The organism is Ruminiclostridium papyrosolvens DSM 2782, from assembly GCF_029318685.1.
In the GTDB taxonomy this organism is placed as follows: Bacteria; Bacillota; Clostridia; order Acetivibrionales; family DSM-1351; genus Ruminiclostridium; species Ruminiclostridium papyrosolvens.
The window spans coordinates 802,827-822,964 of the sequence record NZ_CP119677.1 but is presented as its reverse complement, the minus strand read 5'-3'; the positions used below and the strand labels follow the sequence as shown (position 1 = coordinate 822,964).

9 protein-coding genes are annotated in these 20,138 nt (G+C 40.8%); all 9 read right to left on the bottom strand.

What is annotated here, in order from left to right; translation table 11 throughout:
* Positions 1-3: 3 nt before the first annotated feature.
* The 9 genes from P0092_RS03795 to P0092_RS03755 all read right to left on the bottom strand — a co-directional run bounded on the left by P0092_RS03795 (position 4) and on the right by P0092_RS03755 (position 20,132).
* Complete coding sequence (locus P0092_RS03795; protein WP_004618793.1) at positions 4-6,279, bottom strand: non-ribosomal peptide synthetase; 6,276 nt, start codon at positions 6,277-6,279, stop codon at positions 4-6.
* A gap of 22 nt (positions 6,280-6,301) precedes the next feature.
* Entirely contained in the window at positions 6,302-10,894 is a 4,593-nt protein-coding gene (locus P0092_RS03790; RefSeq protein ID WP_081580237.1) for a non-ribosomal peptide synthetase, read from the bottom strand.
* Positions 10,842-12,164 carry a serine hydrolase domain-containing protein gene (locus P0092_RS03785; RefSeq protein ID WP_276187076.1) on the bottom strand — a complete coding sequence of 441 codons (1,323 nt, stop codon included), beginning with the start codon at positions 12,162-12,164 and terminating at the stop codon, positions 10,842-10,844. Before P0092_RS03785 ends, P0092_RS03790 begins: the two co-directional genes overlap by 53 nt.
* Positions 12,165-12,376: 212 nt before the next feature.
* Complete coding sequence (locus P0092_RS03780; RefSeq protein ID WP_040758635.1) at positions 12,377-13,408, bottom strand: BtrH N-terminal domain-containing protein; 1,032 nt, start codon at positions 13,406-13,408, stop codon at positions 12,377-12,379.
* 7 nt (positions 13,409-13,415) lie between these two features.
* On the bottom strand, positions 13,416-14,390 hold the full coding sequence (locus P0092_RS03775; RefSeq protein ID WP_004618800.1) for a C39 family peptidase: 975 nt from the start codon (positions 14,388-14,390) through the stop codon (positions 13,416-13,418).
* Between the two features lie 26 nt (positions 14,391-14,416).
* Entirely contained in the window at positions 14,417-15,379 is a 963-nt protein-coding gene (locus P0092_RS03770; RefSeq protein WP_004618802.1) for a BtrH N-terminal domain-containing protein, read from the bottom strand.
* A 21-nt stretch (positions 15,380-15,400) separates the two neighbouring features.
* Complete coding sequence (locus P0092_RS03765) at positions 15,401-17,164, bottom strand: ABC transporter ATP-binding protein (protein ID WP_004618804.1); 1,764 nt, start codon at positions 17,162-17,164, stop codon at positions 15,401-15,403.
* Positions 17,161-18,912, bottom strand: coding sequence for an ABC transporter ATP-binding protein (locus P0092_RS03760; RefSeq protein ID WP_004618806.1), 1,752 nt, complete (start codon positions 18,910-18,912; stop codon positions 17,161-17,163). Before P0092_RS03760 ends, P0092_RS03765 begins: the two co-directional genes overlap by 4 nt.
* Positions 18,913-18,947: 35 nt before the next feature.
* Positions 18,948-20,132 carry a phenylacetate--CoA ligase family protein gene (locus P0092_RS03755; RefSeq protein WP_004618808.1) on the bottom strand — a complete coding sequence of 395 codons (1,185 nt, stop codon included), beginning with the start codon at positions 20,130-20,132 and terminating at the stop codon, positions 18,948-18,950.
* Positions 20,133-20,138: the final 6 nt, after the last annotated feature.

Below are 20,138 nucleotides of genomic sequence, written 5' to 3'. Positions count from 1 at the left end.
GCTTTAATTTAAAATAAATTTTTTGATTTCATGGTTTGTATCAGCCTCACTTTTTTCTGATAAAATGGCCGCAATACTGCTTACCGTGGTATATTTGAACAAATCCTGTACTTTCAGGCCTGTTTTGAATTCCTGATTTATTCTCTCAGCAAGCTTAATGGCTTTCAGGGAGTCACCGCCCACATCAAAGAAGGCGTCATAAATACCTATGGAATCCACACCAAGGAGTTCTTCCCAAATACGGGCTACTTTTTCCTCTGTTTCATTCCCCGGAGCCACATATCCATCCATAACCCCCACATTGTCGTCAGGTTCCGGGAGGGACTTTCTGTCCACTTTACCGTTTGAACTAAGAGGTATTTTGTCAAGCTGCACAACGTGAGCCGGAAGCATATATTCAGGCAGTTCCTTTGATAAAAACTCACGTACATTGGTAACGGTAAATGGTCGGTCTGATATTATATATGCACACAAGGATTTTTTCCCGTTTGAATCATCCCTGTCCACAATTACCGCATTTTTAATATCTTTATGCTTAAGCAGGCAGTTCTCGATTTCACCCATCTCAATCCTGTAGCCTCTGATTTTTATCTGGTGATCCTTCCTGCCCAGAAACTCAATATACCCTTCTTCGTGGAAGACACCATAATCCCCTGTCCGATAAAGATAACCAAGTGAAGGATGCCGGACAAAGGCACTTGCCGTCTTCTCAGGGTCATTACAGTAGCCATCCGCCACGCCTGCTCCGCCTATATACAGCTCTCCCTGAACACCTGGAGGGCAAATTTCGTTTTTATAATTCAGTAAATACATTTTTTGATTTGCGAGAGGGTATCCATATGGAATACTCCTCCATTCTTTTTTTATTTCACAGATAGGATAATAGATGGACCAGATTGAACCTTCGGTAGCACCTCCAAGGCTGATAACCTCAGCTTCCGGGAAACGGCCTTTCACTGTTTTGTGCAGGTTCAAAGGTATCCAGTCCCCACTTAACAATACGAGTCGTAGTGCCGTATTTACCCCTTGTATTCCCCGGAATTCCATTGTATCCGTCAGCATATCCATAATCGCAGGAACAGAATTCCATATGGTAATACCCTTCTCCGACATAACCTCTATCAAATTCCCCGCATCCCGCTGGTCAGGTATCATTACAAGCATTGCACCTGTGCTGAGAGCTCCGAAAATATCATATACCGATAAGTCGAAGCACATAGAAGATAATCCCAAAATTCTGTCCTTCTCATTCACATTGAATTTTCTGTTTATGTCCAAAATGGTATTTACCGCAGCAGCATGAGTAATTACAACTCCCTTGGGCTTTCCTGTGCTGCCGGAAGTATAGATTACATAGGCAACCGACCCGGGATTATCCTGTGGAGTATATGTATCAGGAAATGTTGACAGGTTTTCCTTTTCATAAAGCTCCGGCTCTAAAAAAATACTGCATTTGCTGTTTGTGAGTATATAATTCTTACGCTCTTCAGGGTAATCAGGGTCAACAGGTACATATGCCCCCCCCGCTTTGAGAATACCAAATATATTTGCAATAGTAGCTGTACAGCGTTTTGCCGACACCCCAACAAGCTCATTGGGGGTTATCCCTATTTTTTTCAGATAATTGGCAATCCTGTTGGATTTTGCATCTAACTCCTTATAAGTAAGGCACTCATTCTCAAAAACAACGGCAATATTGTGGGGTGTCTTCTCAGCCTGTTCTGCAAACAGCCCATGAAGCGTATTTTTCTCCAGTTCCTCATCCGTAGCATTGTATTCTTCCATCCTCTCCAAGTCCTTACCACACTCTCGCCATTGCTCTGTACTATCTGTGGCAAGGCTCACAAGAAGTCCCGTATATTGTTCAAACATCTCAGTGATTACGTTTTCACTGAAAAGTTCTTGGGCATAGTCCCAGTAAATATACGCTCCCTTCGTTGTTTCAACAATCTGGTTGTCCAGAAATACTTGTGATGTCTGGGTTAATGAATTTTCTATTGAACCAAGCAATTCAAACCCGGCTCTTTTCTCTCCCAGTAAAGAGCACGTAAATACCACCGGCATAACCGCTTTCATCCCCATGTGGTTTTGTCTGGCAATATCTCTGACAAACTCAACTCCGTCATAAAATCGATGCTCCAGTGCATCAAAAAGTGTAGCCTGTACCTCTTTTGCCTGTTTCAGCAAATGCACTTTTTCCTTCAAGTGTATGTCAAGTACAAGTACTGAGGTAAAATCCCCCATAAGCTTATTGACCTCCCCGTGAAAGGGGTATCTGTTAAATACAGTAAGATTGACAGCCATATGTGGCTGATTGCTCCAATGTGCCAAGATTTCGGCATATGCGGTACAAAGTAGCGCGGGTATGGTCAGGTTTTCCTTCTGAGCAGTCCGTTTCAGCCTGTTCCATTTATTGCTGTCCAGAAAAAAGCTTCTACGTTTGTTGTGTGCTCTTTTTATCTCCGATGCATTTATTTTCAGCGGTAATGACGGTGCCTGAGGAAAATCATTCAATTTTCCCAGCCAATAATTTTTATCCGCTATATAGCTTTCGGACTTTTTCAATTGCTGATAATCCAGAATATAATCTCTGAAGGTATATGTGAGTTCCGGCAGACCCCCGTCCTGATGATGGTAAAAATACATTAGTTCCTCCACCATAACCTGCATACTGGAGGCATCTGCAATCAACATGTCTATTCCTATGTAAAGGTAGTGAGTATCTTCTTCCGTCTTTATCGCTTTGAATTCAAATAACGGCCACTGCTCCGTATTGAAAATGCAATTAGCCAACCGTTCCCGTTCCTGACTTAACCTCTGTTCCTGTGCAGCCCTTTCCATTGAACTGATATCCTCCACGGCAATCCTGTATTCAGGGATATCCTCCAGAATTTTCTGGTTGCCATTGTCCATGATTATGGAGCGCAGCATTGGGTGGCGGCGTATAAGCTTTCCAAGACTCCTGTCAAGCCTTTCAATGTCCAGTGATGTCCTTATTTCTACATAGCCGTGAGTTGAAACTCCTCCCAGCTCAAATTGTGTGTCCCTCCCTAACAGATATGCTGTCTGAACATCTGTGAGAGGAAAGGGTTCATTACTGTCTTTATGTATTCCTGTTTCCTTATAGTGAATAAGGTTTGCTCCTTTATCCTGTTTGTTCTGAATAAGCCTTGAGAGAGCTTTAACAGTGTCATTTTCGGTAAACTCCTTTAAACTTATCTGTACTCCCATATCCTTATTAATTCTGGCTATCGCTGACATTATAAGTATGGAATGTCCACCCAGCTCAATAAACCTGCTTTTTGTGCCTACTCCCTCAACACTAAGAATTTCCGACCATATGGCCGCAAGCTTCTCCTCCAGTTCGTTGGCAGGTTTCTCATATTCATCCGTGCTTAAAACGGCAATATCGGGCTTTGGCAGTGACTTTCTGTCAACCTTGCCATTGGGAGTAACCGGCAGCCTGTCCAGTGTTACAAAACCGGAGGGTACCATATACTCAGGTAACCTTCCCTGCAGAAAACTTCTTATTTCGGCTGCCGGGATATCATTTGCGGTTACAATATATGCGTAAAGACAGTTCACATTGTGTTTATCAGCTTCTGCTACAACAGCAGCTTCCTTTATTGCTTCGTGCTGCAGAAGAATATGCTCTATTTCACCTGTTTCGATACGGTAGCCCCTTATTTTCACCTGACTGTCCACCCTGCCTAGACATTCAATATTACCATCCGGCAACCATCTTCCCAAATCACCCGTCCGGTATATTTTTTTACCTGCTTCAAAAGGACTTTGAACAAATTTCTCCTGTGTTAATTCGGGGCTGTTCAGATATCCTCTTGCCAAACCGACTCCGCCAATATACAGCTCCCCGGTAATTCCAACGGGCTGCAATCGGGTGTATTTATCCAATATATAAATCCCGGTATTTGCTATGGGTTTTCCTATGCTTATATTAGTCTCATGAGTCAGCTCCTTTACCGTGGACCAGACTGTGGTTTCCGTTGGGCCATACATATTATAAATCCTTGCCTGTGTATGTTTTTTCAGCTCCGTCAGCAAAGTCCCGGGGAAAGCCTCTCCTCCCAGCATGATTTCCTTCAAGTCTCCGATAAAGTCTACATTTTCAGCGTCATTCAATATCATCTGCATTCTGGAAGGAGTGGTCTGCAGCATCTCTGCACGATTCTCCATAATCAGTTTACGCAGAGCCTCAGGCTCCATTTGCTGCCGCTCATCAGCAATCACCACCCGCAATCCGCAGGTCAGCGGCAGCAATGTTTCCAGCACAAATATATCAAAGGACAAGGTTGTAATACATACAATAGTTTTTCCACTTGCAAAATCAATGATATCGGTAATTCCTTTTATGAAATTAATAACGGAACGGTGTTCCAGCATTACACCTTTTGGCCTGCCCGTTGACCCTGAGGTATAAATGACATATGCCAGACTGTTCGGCGTACTTTTGGAAGTGATATTCGCAGCATCTTCACTGTAGGCTTCTATGGATTTGAGGTCGATTATCTCTCCACTGAATCCGAGTTCTCCGGCAAGCTTCCCCTCTGTAAGCAGAATACCTGCCCTACTGTCCTCCAACATATAAAGCACCCTGTCACGGGGGTATCCGGGGTCAATTGGAAGGTATGCTCCTCCCGCCTTCAGGATACCTAAAATTCCTACAATCATCTCAATTGAACGTGTGGTCATGAGACCAACGATGATTTCTCTTCCAACACCCTTTTCCTGCAGTTTTTTTGCAAGCCTGTTTGTCTTTTCATCAAGCTCGCGGTAGGTCATAAATTCGTTTCCCAGTATTAGTGCCTTTTCATCAGGAGTTTTACCTGCCTGTGCCTGAAAAAGTTCATGGATTGTCCTGTCACGGTCATATTCCGTTTGTGTAGAATTAAAATCCACCAGCAGCTGTTTCCTTTTACAGCAAGGCAGGATATCAATCTCCCCAAGAAGCACCTCCGGATTTTCAGTTACGTTTTTTAGAATTTGCAGCATATGGCTGTAAATAGAGGTTATGATGTTGTGTGAGTAGACTGCGGGATTGTAATTTATTTTTAAATCAAGACCGTTTCCCGGAATTATTTCGATTGTAAAATCATAATTTGTTTTTTCCCAAAGTTTCATATTACTGATGTCAAAACCCTGTTCCTTACCCAGTTTTCCGATATATTTTGAAAGTGGATAGTTTTCAAAAATGAAAATATGATTTATTAATTCTTGTTTTGACTCCAAACCGGATTGTATTTCATAAATGGGGTAGTATCCGTATTTTTCGCACTCAAGGAGGCTTTGCTGAACGCTTTCCAAAAGCTCTGAAAAGGATTCATTCTTAACACTCTTAACCCTTACAGGTATGGTATTAATCAATAGTCCCAGCATTCTTTCCACCCCGGGTATCTGAGGTATTCTACCGGATATTACAGTCCCGAATACCACATCGTCCGTGTTATTGTAGCTCTGAAGAAGTATTCCCCAAGCTGTCTGAAGAACAGTATTTACAGTTACACTTTTACTTCCTGCCAAACACTCTATTCTCTTTAACAGCTCATGGCCAATATTAAAGTGTATCTCCTGCTGTCCATCTCTCTCACCTGCATCTGAAATGCTGTTTTGTGGCAATGCAGCCAGCTGTTCATAGCCCTTCACGTAGTCTTTCCAATATTCTGATGCCACATTTGAATCCTGTTTTTCCAGCCATTGTATATACTTGCTGTAGGGTGATGCCATGGGCAACTCTTTAGGTATTCCTTCTTTAACCGCTTTATATATTTCAAAGATTTCCTCTAAAAATATGCCTATACACCATCCGTCCATGATAATATGGTGAAAGCTTACTATTATCTTATATTCCTCATGGTCTACCCCCAGTACAGCCATCCTAACAAGAGGGTCTCTGGACAAATCAAAACCTTTTTCCCTGTCCCCATCCAGATACTCCTCAATCCTTACCATCTTCTCAGTAGCATCCCGACAGCTTGAAATATCCGAGAACTGTATATTGCATGTCCTCTCCCTGAAAACAATCTGTACGGGCTGCTTGGTTTTCTCATAAACAAAGTTTGTCCTAAGGACTTCATGTCTTTCTATAAGTTTATTGAAACTCAGTTCCAGCAGGCCGATATCCAGTTCTCCCTTCAAATCAAAGGAAAGCTGCTGAAAATATTCCTTTTGCCCGGGATTCAGCAAATGATGATACAGCATACCCTGCTGCATGGGGGATAAAAAATACATATCCATGACATTTTCTTTTTTAAACCTGTTCATAATCGTACCTCCCTGGTGCTTTTTAGAAATTCTTATCCTCAAGTTCCGCAAATATATCATCCATATCTTTTTGTCCGAGGCTTTTTGATGTAAGATCACCCGGGGTTATTTCAGATATGTTTTTTTCTGTACAGTGATGGATTATTTTTATCAATTGGACTCTGAAACTTTCTGCAAGCTTATTCACAAGTTTTTCATCATACTGGAACTTGTTGTAATTTATCATTACATTTAAGCTTCCATGAATAACCAATATATTTATATCAAGTGCATATTGTCTTTCCGAATGAGAGCTCACAAGAGGGCCTGTGGGGATATCCGACAAGGTAAACAATGATTGCTCAATAAAAGCATCAAAATCCCCAAGATAATTGAATCTGATTTCCGGTTTTTGCGGATTAGTCCCAAACTGCTTTTTACCATAAGGGGTCAAATAGCGAAGTACTCCATAGCCAACACCCTTATCAGGTATATTCCTCATGTATTCCTTGACTGCTTTTATCTCGCAAGGCAGATCCTCACGGTACGACATATCCAATTTCACCGGGAAGACCGAGGTAAACCAGCCTATAGTTCTTGATACATCAAGCTCATCTGAGATTTGTTCCCTTCCGTGTCCTTCCACATCAATAAAAATCCGGCTGTTGCCGCTCCATTCACTTATGGTTAAACCCAGAGCAGTAAGCAATATGTCATTTATTCCTGTGTTATAGGCTCTGTGTGTGTCCTTCAGCAGCTTTCCCGTAATCTCACGGTTCAGACATACCGTTACTGTATTGCTGTCCTTCTGTCTGTCTGAAAAGCTTCCGTTTCCTCCCGGAAGTCCTGTTATCCCCTTTTGCTCTTCCCAATATCCGCACTGGCTTTGTAATTCAGAACTCTCTGCATACCTTTGCAGGTTTTCAATCCACTCACGGTACGAATCCGTTTTTCTGTCAAACTTAACGGCCTTGTCTTCCGACAACTGCTTATATCCCTTTGCAAAATCTTCAAGCAGGATTCTCCAGGATACACCGTCAACCACAAGATGATGTATAGCAAGGAGCAAATGGTCTCCTGACGGAGTTTTAAACAAGCCCAGCTTTACAAGAGGCCCTTTTTCTAAGTTAAGGGAACTTTGTATTTTTCCGGCTGACTGCTCAATTCTCCATGTATCATCGGTTGCTCCCTCCAGCTTCCACACATTAAGGGAAAACAACTCTCCCTCTTCTCCTCGATTAATTTGTATGAATTGTCCGGTCTCCTGACGGAATACCATTCTCAAAGCGTCGTGATGCATTATGATTTCTGTAAATACCTGTCTAACTCTATTTTCATCAAACCCGTTGCTGCTAAAAAGCATAAAGGCCTGATTCCAGTAATGCATGTCAGTGAAATTGGATTCAAAAAACCATTTCTGTATGGGAGACAATTTGATTTCTCCCGTTACCATTCCCTGATATGCTTCACGTGTTTTTTCCCGAACCTTTACTGCCAGTTTTTTTATTGTAGGATGTCGAAACAGATCAGTAATTTCAATTTTCATGTTATGCTTATTCAGAAATGAAACAATCTGGATTGCCTTTATAGAGTCACCGCCAAGAGAGAAGAAATTATCCTCTACCCCTACCCGACCTAAGCCAAGCGCTTCCGTCCATGCTTGGACAAGCACTTGCTCCGTCCCGTTTTCAGGCTCTTTGTACTCGGTACGTTTTTCCAGTAAATCCAGAGGTGCCGGAAGTACCTTTTTATCTATTTTCCCGCTCCATAAAAGAGGTATTTTCTCAATAAAAACATAAAAGGATGGAAGCATGTATTCAGGAAGTTTCTGCTGTAAAAACTCCCTTAATTCCTCGGCGGTTGTGCTATCTGCCGAAACGATGTACGCACAGAGATACAGACTTCCCCCATCCTCTCTTGCAATTACCGCTGCCTCCCTGACAAATTCATGCTGAAGGAGCACTGACTCAATCTCTCCAAGCTCGATTCTGTAGCCCCGGATTTTCACCTGATGGTCGATTCTTCCCAGAAATTCCATACTTCCATCTTTATTCCATTTTGCCAAATCACCTGTGAGATATATTTTTTCACCCTTCATATATGGATTATCTATAAATTTTTCATTGGTCAGCTCTTCACGGTTTAAATATCCTCTTGCCAGTCCTGCCCCTCCAAGGCAGAGTTCTCCGGCAATACCTGCCGGAAGCAGGCAATGTTCCCTATTCAGAATATATGCCTTGATATTTTGAAAGGGCTTTCCTATGGGAACGCTTTTTTCACTCAGCACCTCATCTGTCTCAAATCTTGTGGCATACACGGTAGCTTCCGTAGGCCCGTACAGGTTTTCAAGACGGCAGCCCTTTAACTTGCTGTGGAACTTTTTCACTGTTGCGGGAGGAAGTGCCTCTCCTGCGGCAAAAACATATTTCAAGCTGCCTAATTTGGATATATCCCTATCATCTAGTGCATTAAGGAATCCATTGAGCATAGAAGGTACAAAGTTTATATGGGTGATACTGTTTTTTGAAACTGCTTCTGCAATACTTTTGGGGTCTTTTTCCCCATCCTTTTCAAGAATCACCAGTTTGCCTCCGCAAAAGAACCATCCGAACAGTTCTGCAACTGACACATCAAAAGTATAGGTAGTTTTAAAAAGAAATGAGTCATACTCCGTAAGAGGATACTCCTGCTGAAGTGCATTTAAAATATTGATAACACTCCGGTGTTTAACCATGACACCCTTGGGCACTCCGGTTGAACCGGAGGTATATATAACATAGGCCAGATTGTCGGGGCTATTTACGGATTCTATGTTAGATGAATCCTCCGCATAAGACTTCTCATCTTCCAGATTTATAATTTTAAGTTTATGAGTATTCCTGCTGCCCGCCGCTTCCTCTATAAAGTTCATATAGCAGCTCTGTGTCAATATAAGAGTTATTCCGCTATCCTTTAAAATAAAGTCGATTCTTTCCATGGGATAATCCGGGCTGATAGGCACATAGGCACCCCCGGCCTTCAGAATTCCCAGTATGCCTATTACCATCTCAAAAGACCTGTCTGCCACAATTCCCACAAGGCTGTCGGGTTTGACACCCAGCCCCCGCAGTGTCCGTGCAAGACGGTTTGCTCTCTCATTCACTTCACCATAGGTAAGGTTTTTATACTTATAAACAAGTGCCGTAAGATTTTTTGTCCTTTCAACACAGGATTCAAAAAGCTGATGGATGGTTTTATCCTCACAGTGTCCAGATAAGCCTATATTAAAACCGTATAACAGTTCAGATTTTTCACTCTCAGATAACAGCTCTATTTCAGAAATTGCTTTATCCGGCTTTTCTATTCCGTTCCCTATCAAATTCATCAAATGATTTATAAACTTAAGTATTTCCTCCCCGCTATAAACAGCAGTCTGGTAATCAATTTCCAGAAGTATCTGTCCTGCGTTTTCCCTGTCACTGATGTGCATGGCAATAGTATTTGTCTCATACCCGTTGAAATGCCATTCCTGTGAAGCGTTAAATACACTGTTCTGATACGAAAGAATAACATCAAAGAGTGTTTCTTCCATCTTGTACTTTTGGCGCAAATCCTGCAGTAAAAGGTCATAGGGATACCTTTGATGCCTCAAAACAGCTGCAATTTTCTTAGATGCCGACTTCAGCGCATCCAGCCAGGTACTGTCTCCCGAAATATTAATTCTGAATGGGATTGTATTGACAAACATCCCGGCAGTATTCTTGTCAGCAGCATTGGTTCTGTTATGGAAAACCGTTCCAATCACTATGTCTTTCAAGGAGGATATTCTTAATCGGTATACATAAAGAGCGGTTAAAAAGAATACATATGCCGAGATGTTGTTGGCTTTGCAAAAGGACTGAATTGAAGCCGTTAATTCAGGAGCGATAAGATATGTTTTTCTTGCAGCCTCAATATTCCTGTAGTCCCCGGTTTCCCTGCTTATCCCCGTCTGAGGCGGAGCGGTCTCAAATTCTTTATTCCAAAATTCCTTATCATTCCCGTATCTTTTGGATTTGAGGTATTCGGCTTCAGAAGCAATATATTCTGCATAGGAAGGTTTCATTAATTCAGGCAATTCTCCGCCTTCCTTTAAAATTGAATAATACTCAATAACCTGATTTACAAAAAGTGACATTCCCCATGCATCGGTAATCAGATGGTGTACTTTCAGGTACAAAACGTTTTCGCCGTCTAGGAGCTTGAGAACAGCAAAGTAAAACAAATCTGAATCCAGAAGGCAAAATGCACTTTTAGTATGGTTCTCCACCCACGCCCTTACATCGTTCTCATTTTCATCACTGCTGAAATCCACTGTTTCCAACTGATACTCCCGGTATGGAGAAACCATCTGCATGATTTCCCCCTTTGTCTCAACCATTCTCAAACGTATTCCATCGTTCTGCTCAATTACCTTATTTATAGCGCTTTGAAGGAATTCAAGTTCAAGCTCCTTCCCCAGCTTTACTGACTGTGCGATATTGCAGACTCCTGTTCCCTTATAAAAGCTCTCTGTAAGCCATATACCCTTTTGAGGGTGCGTAAGCGGATAATGTTCACTGATTTTAGTCATGTTCCCCACCTTCCTGTCCTTTATCTTTCCAAGCTTCAAACTCATCGCAGTCTACCTTGAAAACTGCCCTATAAGGTTCTCCCCATTTATCTTTAAAGAAACAAATCTTCAAATCCAAATCCATGGCAAAATAATGCTCCTCATCCGGCAGTATTTTTTCCGGGAAAACCTCTGCCCTGACTCTTTTGAGATAGTTATAATAGCTGATAATCAGCCTTCCTTTTTCATTTGAGATTGAAAAAACCTCGTGTGTGAAATCTCTGTTTTTATATGTACCCACAAGAATGCCATGATTTTTTTTAAGTATCATCTGTATACCGGGCGCCTTAGGACTTGTATATTCTTCTCCAGACAATATTGCCACCAACCCGTTTACAAGTGTATCTATCGCCACGAAATCGTTATTTGCCAATACAACAATCACGGCCCTTCCGTTGAAAGAACGCCATACCTTTGACTTGAACCCGTAGGTTATTCCATTGTGGAAGGCAGAATTCTCAGTCAGGTACCAGCCGTAGCCATAATGAAGTGCCTCGTCACTTACGTAAGGAGTCAGCATATCCTCAACTGATTTTTTAGATATCACAGTTTCTTCATCAAGTGCCTTATTCCACTTATATAAATCCTCAACAGTTGAGTACAGACAGCCACAGGCAAAAAACAGTGACATATCAAAAAAATCAGCGTTGCTCACGCCGTCCTCGGAAAGACTGTAGCCGGATGCCCGGTGCTTTAGGACACGTTCCGCATGATCGAAGCCTGTATTTGTCATACCCGCTTTTGGGAATAAATTTTTGTTTAGATAATTTTCGTAGGAAAGACCTGAAACTTTTTCTATGATAAGGCCAAGTATAATATAACCGGAATTGCTATAACGAAACCTATCTCCCGGCTCAAACTCCAAGAGCTGCCTGCCTAGTTTATCCACCAGCATTTCCGCAGGTATTCCTGTACGTATGGATTTCATTATACTTGGAACATCTACAATATCCGGTATCCCCGAAGTATTCGTGAGCAAATGATGCAGAGTAATCCTGTCTCCATTTGGAAAATCAGGAATATACTTTTTCAAGGGATCACTGACGGACAAAGCCCCCTGCTCCTGCAAGCAAAGTACCGCCGCCGAAGTAAACTGCTTGGTAACGGAAGCAATACGAAACACTGTTGATGGAGTATTATGAACATCATGCTCATAATCAGCCATTCCATATCCTTTACACAACACAATGCAGTCCTTTATGGAAACTAGGACAGAGCCGCTAAAATGCCCGTATTGGGAAAATTTCTTTAAATAATTATCCAAGGATTTTTTCATATCACTAGGGCAAAATTCTTCCATATCTTCATTCCTTTCACCATAAGCTTAATGATGCTTCATAAAATTCATTGCCGTTAAAAGTAACAGGATAATTGCTGTTATAATCAACAATGTAATATATGGAGTTTTGATGGTAAATCTGTAAAATCTGCGCCGAAGCCTTTTTCCTGCCTTCACTTTATCCCTCATCTTCCTAGTGGTATACCGTTTTATTTAACAAGTTCTTCATAAAACCGATATTCCAGCTGCAAAATTTTTTCGGACCTTTCAACACCCCTGTAAAAAACATCCCAATCATACATATAGAAAAACAAGTACTTTGCCACATCCACTCTCAGAAGCTCCCACAACTCCTCAATCTCACAAGCCACTCTCGACAGATGATGATTGACGGAAAACACCCTTTTGAATCTGTAGCATTCAACTCTCTTGAAATTTATGACAGTATTTAGACCTTCAACCAGACTTTTAACATTGCTTTTCAAAAGCTGTTCATTAAGAACTGTCCTTCTGTAATGCTGAAGAAATTTTTCCATATGCCTTAATCCTTCAAAAATACTCTCTTTCCTTGCTGAAAACTCCTCTAACAATTGACTTTGTAGTTTTTCTGTCTTGGCATAAGGGTTTTTTTCGCTGTCAGAATTCGTCCTCAGTGCTATAAATGAGTAATATGAGAATCTGTCCGGGGTCATGAAATTTTCCTGATACCCTTTTACAGCAAGAGATACATCACCATAAGCTATCTGCCTCTTTTTATAGGACAGGTTTTCCCTGGATTTATGCTCGATTATGTGAAACAGTTCTTCCTTCTTGTCATATCCGTAAATCAGAAGTGTATGGGGGGTATGATGCTTCATGTAGGTATCGGTTCTCAGCGGCTCGTAAAAACTGTCTACCCATAGGATTACGGGCCGATTTTGACTTATATCCTTTTGTATCCTGTCAATAATATCAGGGCAGCTTTCTTTCATCTCAACTTCCAATTCCAGATGGTCAATCAGCTGTTCGTCCCTCAATACAGGGATATATTTTACTCCTATGCCGGATTCAATTTTCTCCGGCTCTGAATCATAAACAATAATGTCATTGAATAATATGCTGTTGAGATCACTTCTGAAATAATTCACTAAAGGGAAAAGTGAGTTATAAAAGCAGCTCTTGAAATATATGTCATTAAATGGTTCTATATTTTCTATCACCTTGCTATCCATATTTCTTCCTGCTCCTTCATTTTTTTGCATAATGGTTCTAACCGTTATATCCGCATATTTTTAAAATTTCTTCGTAAAGTTTTTCTTCTTCATCTGCAATTCCTCGCAAAATGAGTGTCACTTTCCTTTTCACGGAACCAATATCATTGCTTGTGCCCCTTCCGGCCTTCATCAATATGCTTCGGATTTCATACCAATCCCATGCCAGCTTCTCAAACCTTTTTCTTACTGGAGTCAAATCCTTTAATTCAAAGTTTTCAGCAATGTAATGAATAAAACGTCCATATTTAAAACGGTTTGAGCCAATACCGAACAGGTTGAAAAACATCGGAATAATTGATTCAAATTTATATCCCTTAATTTCATTCTCTATATTAAGGCTACCTTCTACCTCGTCTGCAAACAGTCGGATGGAGTTAAAGCAGTCACTCCCATCCTCCTTCTTCCTGCTTGTCCAAAGCAAAGACTCCATGATTACTTCCTGCCAGTTTAAATTCTCACGGTTTTCTGCTTTAAATACCAGTCCTACATAGTTGGCACCGCTTTGTGACAGGATATCCGGTGAAATAGTATTCAGATTGTTTGACAGGTATGGGTCAATATAGAACACTTCCTTTTTTGCATCATCATATCCCGTTGCAAGAATAAAATGGTTTTGATGCTGAACTTGAAATGTATGTGCCGGAGGAATCCAGAAAGCATCAATATTAATAACCATGGGACGTCCCTCATGAATCTCCTGAGTAATTAATTCCCATGGATTTTCCGTATTTTCATACCAGACACCCTTTATTCCATGGTATTTCTCAATACTTGTCCAGTAATGGTCGGCCCCCTCGAAAATCCTCTCACCCAAAAGCTCTGTACTGTCTCCCGGCGGATAGTACTCAAAGTCCCAGCACCTTTCAAACATAAGCATATATTCTCTGCCAAGCCAGACGGCTGTTGAAGCGAATAAGTCCTCAAGGCAGTTATATCCGCTCCCGTGTAGTGGTTTTATATCCAGCAGCATATCAGATTACATCCTCCCATCTATATTCACGAACACAATTGCAGCAGTTCCAGTGCAACCCGTTCCTCTTCCTTTGCAATAGTGCAAATTTCCTTTGCTGAGGCTTCAAGAATACTTATTTTCGTGTTACGGTTACATTCTGTCATCACATTTTTTCTTACCTTATTCCACTTGGTACTCAGCTTTCTAAAGACTTCTGCGTAAGAAAGTACATCCGTGGCAGCACCCTTTGCGAAAAGGTATTCCAGCACTTCTGCAAAATGCCTGCGCCCTGCGCCAATCTCCTTTAACTGCAAGAAAACAGGCACCAATAATGGTATTGGGCAGCCATTGATTTCTGAATTCAAATCCTTCAATTTTCCCAGTTCAATTGAAAATTCACGCATACATTCGAATGCATTCTTACCGTATGTACAGGTTTCAAGCATCTTTTTTGAGGAGTTTAGGATAATTCTTTTCCAGTATATGGAAGTTGAAGGCATATTCACAGAAAACGTAATGCATTTTGCATTTCCATATAAAAGGCATTTTCCCTGAAGGGTGCAGATATCTCTGGTAACATAGGGGTCCAAGCACAGAAAATCAGAATTGTCATCTTTTCCTATAATAAGGCAGTAATGGGGAGCATGATAAACTTTGTAGGTTTTCGTCCATGGCAGCCAGTAAGCATCCATGAAAACTGCAACGGGATTCCCCGCCAAAAGTTCTTCCTTTATCATCATCTCGTACTCATCAATTGTCTTTTTAAAGTGCCATTGCGTCCTAATCCCATGAAATCTCTCCAAATTGCCAAAATAGTCGTTTTTCCCTGCATCCAGACGTTTTCCCAGTATTGTATTTAAATTCCTCATTGCTGGATAAAAAGTAAACCCCCAGGATTCTGCAAACATCAGCTCAAAGTCATTTTGGAAGTATGTTGCGGTTGTAGCCAAGATGTCTTCCAGACAATTGCGGTAAGCACCATGAACCGGCTCTATTTCTAATCTCATAATAAAAATCCTCCCAATCTGTTACGATGCTGTCAGCTTCTGAATTTCATACTGTTGCTTAAATAATATGTCATAGACTCCGTTTTTTCCGTACAAATCCGAATGATGCCCTTCTCCTACAATCTCGCCATTATCCAGTACAAGAACCCGGTTTGCCGAGAGAATTGAAGAAAGCCTGTGGGCTATTATGATAACGGTCCTGTTACGGGAGATATTTTCTATGGCCTTATGGATAACCTTTTCGGATTCGTGGTCCAGAGCAGAAGTAGCCTCATCAAAAATGATAATCTTGGGATCAGCAAGAAAAGTTCTGGCTATAGACAATCTTTGCTTCTGTCCTCCCGAAAGCCTGATTCCCTTCTCACCTATAATGGTTTCATAGCCCTCCGACAAACTCTCAATAAACTCAGCTATGTACGCCAATTCGCATGCCTTTCGGATTTCAGCCTCTGTTGCAGTCGGCTTAGCCATAAGCAGATTTTCACGTATTGAAAGATTGAAAAGGTAATTGTCCTGCATTACAGCTCCCACATGATGGTGCAGAAACGAGGGGTGAAGCTCTTTAATATCAATCCCGCTTATGATGACATTCCCTTCCCGTGCATGGCACAACCCAAGAATCAATTTTACAAGGGTAGTTTTCCCTGAACCGCTTCTTCCAACAATGGCAATCCGTTCATCAGGTTTGATTTCAAGGGAAAGCTTTTTCAGTACATCCTTATTGTTTCCGTCGTATGCAAACGTGACATTTCTGAACTCTATACCGGGCATGAATCGCTCCGGCCGGAGAGTTCCCCTCTTTATTTCATCCTTCTGAATCAAGACTTCCAGAACCCGGTCTATAGAAGGTATATCATTGTATAAATCTATATCCAGACGGTTAACTTCACTGACTCCGTCAAATAATCCCTGATAATATTTCATAAATACCAAAAGGCTGCCGATAGTTATTTCACCATTCATAATGAGGACACCGCCTATGAAATAAAGGCTTACCTTTGTAATAAATACATCCTTTATAACCCAAAAGGTTCGGCTGATATTAAAAAGCATCTGTACAACGAAGAAATTTTTCCCAATCTCTTTCCAGTGGTGGGTAAAGTTCATGCTGCTCACTTTCTCCGCCGTAAAGGTTTTTATTTCCTTCCATCCCTGAATACAGGAATAGATCCATTTTTCATACTTAACCCATAATACCTTTTGCTTATCATTTGCGTTTTGCACCCTTTTTCCGATCCAATTGGACATCAGGAAGGGAAAGGGTACCATAATAAATCCGAACAGGGCCAGTTTCCAGTTGAGAAACAAAAGGACTGCTCCGTTTAATACCGCATATACCCAGTTGTAGGTATAATCAATAATATGCTGTCCCAAAAACTTCTCAAATGCATTGGTATCATCGTCAACACGGTTTTTAAGGTCTCCGATGTTGCAGTTGGAGTATTTGTATACATACATTTTTAAATAGTTATTCCAAATACGGTACCTGATATCAAACAGCAATTTGAAAAAGAATTTGTTTCCCTTAATCCTTTGTATGAACATAAGTCCACTGGAAATGATAAAAATCGTAATATATCCGGCACAAATCCATCTTAATAAACTAAACCTTCCTTTGGTCAGCACTTCATCCACCAGCAGCTTGTACAAGTATGGGGCAGTCAGCCCCAGCACAAGCAGGCAGATTTTTAATGTTCCAAAGAGCAGCAACTGGTTTTTCATATTTTTCACGATGGGCCTCAGGGCCTTAACAACTTCAATTCTCTTGGCAATTGTACTTTTCATGCAGTCGCACATCCTTCAATCAGATATTGATCCCTAAAAAGCCTGTTATAATGTTCACAGGAGTCCAAAAGCCTCTTGTGGGTATCAAAGGATACAATCTCCCCACCGTGAAGCACGGCCACCCGGTCCGAATCCATAATAGTAGAAAGCCTATGGGCAATAATAATAGATGTCTTTCCTGCGCTTAGCTCCTGCCAGGCCTTTTTCACAGCTGTTTCGGCTTCAAAATCCAATGCAGAGGTCGCTTCATCAAAAACAATAATTTTAGGATTTTTTAGAAATACCCTGGCGATTGCGATTCTTTGCCTTTGTCCCCCCGAAATATTCATTCCTTCACTGCCGATGACAGTATCAAGCTTATCGGGAAGACTTCTTATAAAATCGTCAATGTTTGCTTTTTTACATGCTTCCCACATTTCCTCCTCCGAGGATTTGCGGTTTCCCAGCTTAAGATTCTGCCTGATTGTTCCGTCAAACAGTATGGATTCCTGATTTACAACTCCAATACTCCTTCTCAGGGACTTTAAATCGCATTGGGATATATCTGTTCCATCTATTTTTATGCACCCTTCCATGGGTTCGTAAAATCTTTGCAATAAACCCACCATGGTGCTTTTTCCTGCTCCGCTGATGCCGACAAGGGATATTTTTTCTCCCTTTTTGATATGAAGATTAATATTTTTTAATACAGGCAAATCTTTATCGTAGCAAAATGAAACCTCTGAAAACTCTATCTCACCTTGGGATATATTGATTGGTGGCATGTTTTTTCTCGTATCCTCTATATCCTCATCCAATATATCCAATACCTTCTTAATGGACACCTTATTGTTCTGCCTCATAAAATTCGAATCATTAATAGCCCTTAACAGGTAGTTGCACATTCCGAAATACTCCATGGTTGCTATGAAGCCTGCGATACTCAATTCCTTGCGGGAAATAAGGATGGCGGAGGCAATATAGAGAAACAAATCCGACAACAGTGTGATTAATGAATTGGCCGTTTGTGATATAAACTCAATATTACTTGCCTTGACCCTTGCATGCACCATTTTTTTACTGAATTTCACAAACTTTCTGGCCACGCTTCTCTCTGCCGCAAACAGCTGGATTTCCCTCATCCCCTGCAGCATCTCGTATACCCAGCTGATGTATTTGCCGTATTCCTTGCGGTATTGCTCATATATGTTTTTAATTTTATTGCTGAAATACAGTGACAGATAAACCGAAGATGGTATAACAACCAGCATTAACACTGCCAGCTTTATATTAATAAAGAATACAATAACAAAAGAAATTATCAGTCTTATAACATTTGATGCAGTAAAAAATACATGCCAGTGCAAAAGCTCCATAACCTGTGGGGGATCATTGTTTACCCGAGCAATCAGCTCTCCTGTTTGCGCATTGCTTAAAAATGCTGCCTTTATCTTGAATATCCTTTCAAAAAGCTTCTTTCGTATGTCAAATACGAATTTTGTCACAAGATATGCCCATTCCATATTCAGAATAATCTGAATTGCCTGTTCTCCGATAAAAATAATGGTATATGCAATAACCACTATTTTGAATAGCTGCCAGTCACCCTTGTAAAATACTCTGTCAATCATAAACGCAAAAATGTATGGATATATCAGATATACAAAAGATGCCGCCAGTATGGTCAGAAACAGATTTACAAAACATACGGTATACGGTTTCATAAATCCCAGTATTGTGTTGACGGGTTTTGATTTTATTTTAATCAAATTAATGTCACCTCCTTATGATTTGCAGTACTCTTTTATATATTTATCAAGGAGTGAAATATTTTTGTCTTTCCGGAGGGAAGCGGCGGTAAGCTGTCAACAAATTGGAATTGAATACGGATGTCTGCTCCTAATCCATTTTGTATATATTCTGTAAAAAAGTTGGTTACATTTTCTTTATAGTCGCCCTGCATTGCAATGTAAAATATAAAATCCTTTGGTGTTGTTTGCATAACCTTGAAGCCTTCAATACAATCAAACCCCTTTCGGATGAGCTTATAAACTCCGCGTTTAAAAAACAATTCTCCCGGAATGTTTTTACTGTTCTGAATCATGTCAGTGGTACGCCCACCAAGAAGCTTGATAACCTGAGAAGTTTTTCCGCATTTGCAGGTGCAATAATCAACAGTGCCCAAATCGTGGGTATTATACCTTATCAAAGGCATCAGTTTATTATACAGGCTCGTTATTACAATCTCCCCTGCGTTTTCCTCTGTCCATGCATTGGAGGGTAGCTGCTCAACATACATCATAGAGTCCTGTACATGCATACTGCCATGGGGGCACTCATACGCAATGCACCATGATTCTATGCAGCCGTAATGGTTTATGGTTTTACATCCAAGTATTTTTTCTACATACTCTCTCTGTTCCGGTTCTGCAAATTCCCCCATATTCTCAAAAACGCGGATAGTTTTATTTTCATAGCTTAAATATCCCTCTTCAACTAACCTTGCATACTTTTCAATGGCTGAAATAGGGCCTGAAATCCACCTTGGTTCCAAACTGCACATTTTTTCAAAGCATTTCTTCATATTTGGGGGATCATATAAAAACAAATTCCCAATCTGTTTATAAGTTTTCAGGTCATGAAAAGAAAAATAATTGTCCAGAGTTACTTTCGGATCATGCATATATCTCTGTTTCCAGATATTAGCCGTAGCCATAAGCCTTTCATATCGTGTTTTCTGGCACTTGAGGGGAACCCCCGAGGATCCGCTGGTAAATTCCTCTATCTTAATTTCGCTAGTTTTGGAAAAATAGGTATTGTAATTATCTCGTATATCTTTTTTATGTAATATCGGGAATTTTCTCAGGCTGTTTTCCACATCCCCGTTTAATGCAATATGCAACTTTCCCATAAGTTCTCTGTAAAAATCATTATTCTCATTCAGATACCAAAGAAGTTCAGTTAGCTTTTCCCGCTGTTCGGATTTCATCACAGT

Excerpts from the sequence above, each read along its gene's own strand:
- P0092_RS03795 (WP_004618793.1), bottom strand. The coding sequence starts at position 6,279 with ATGAACAGGTTTAAAAAAGAAAATGTCATGGATATGTATTTTTTATCC.
- P0092_RS03790 (WP_081580237.1), bottom strand. The coding sequence starts at position 10,894 with ATGAGTTTGAAGCTTGGAAAGATAAAGGACAGGAAGGTGGGGAACATG.
- P0092_RS03785 (WP_276187076.1), bottom strand. The coding sequence starts at position 12,164 with ATGAAAAAATCCTTGGATAATTATTTAAAGAAATTTTCCCAATACGGG.
- P0092_RS03780 (WP_040758635.1), bottom strand. The coding sequence starts at position 13,408 with ATGCAAAAAAATGAAGGAGCAGGAAGAAATATGGATAGCAAGGTGATA.
- P0092_RS03775 (WP_004618800.1), bottom strand. The coding sequence starts at position 14,390 with ATGCTGCTGGATATAAAACCACTACACGGGAGCGGATATAACTGCCTT.
- P0092_RS03770 (WP_004618802.1), bottom strand. The coding sequence starts at position 15,379 with ATGAGATTAGAAATAGAGCCGGTTCATGGTGCTTACCGCAATTGTCTG.
- P0092_RS03765 (WP_004618804.1), bottom strand. The coding sequence starts at position 17,164 with ATGAAAAGTACAATTGCCAAGAGAATTGAAGTTGTTAAGGCCCTGAGG.
- P0092_RS03755 (WP_004618808.1), bottom strand. The coding sequence starts at position 20,132 with ATGAAATCCGAACAGCGGGAAAAGCTAACTGAACTTCTTTGGTATCTG.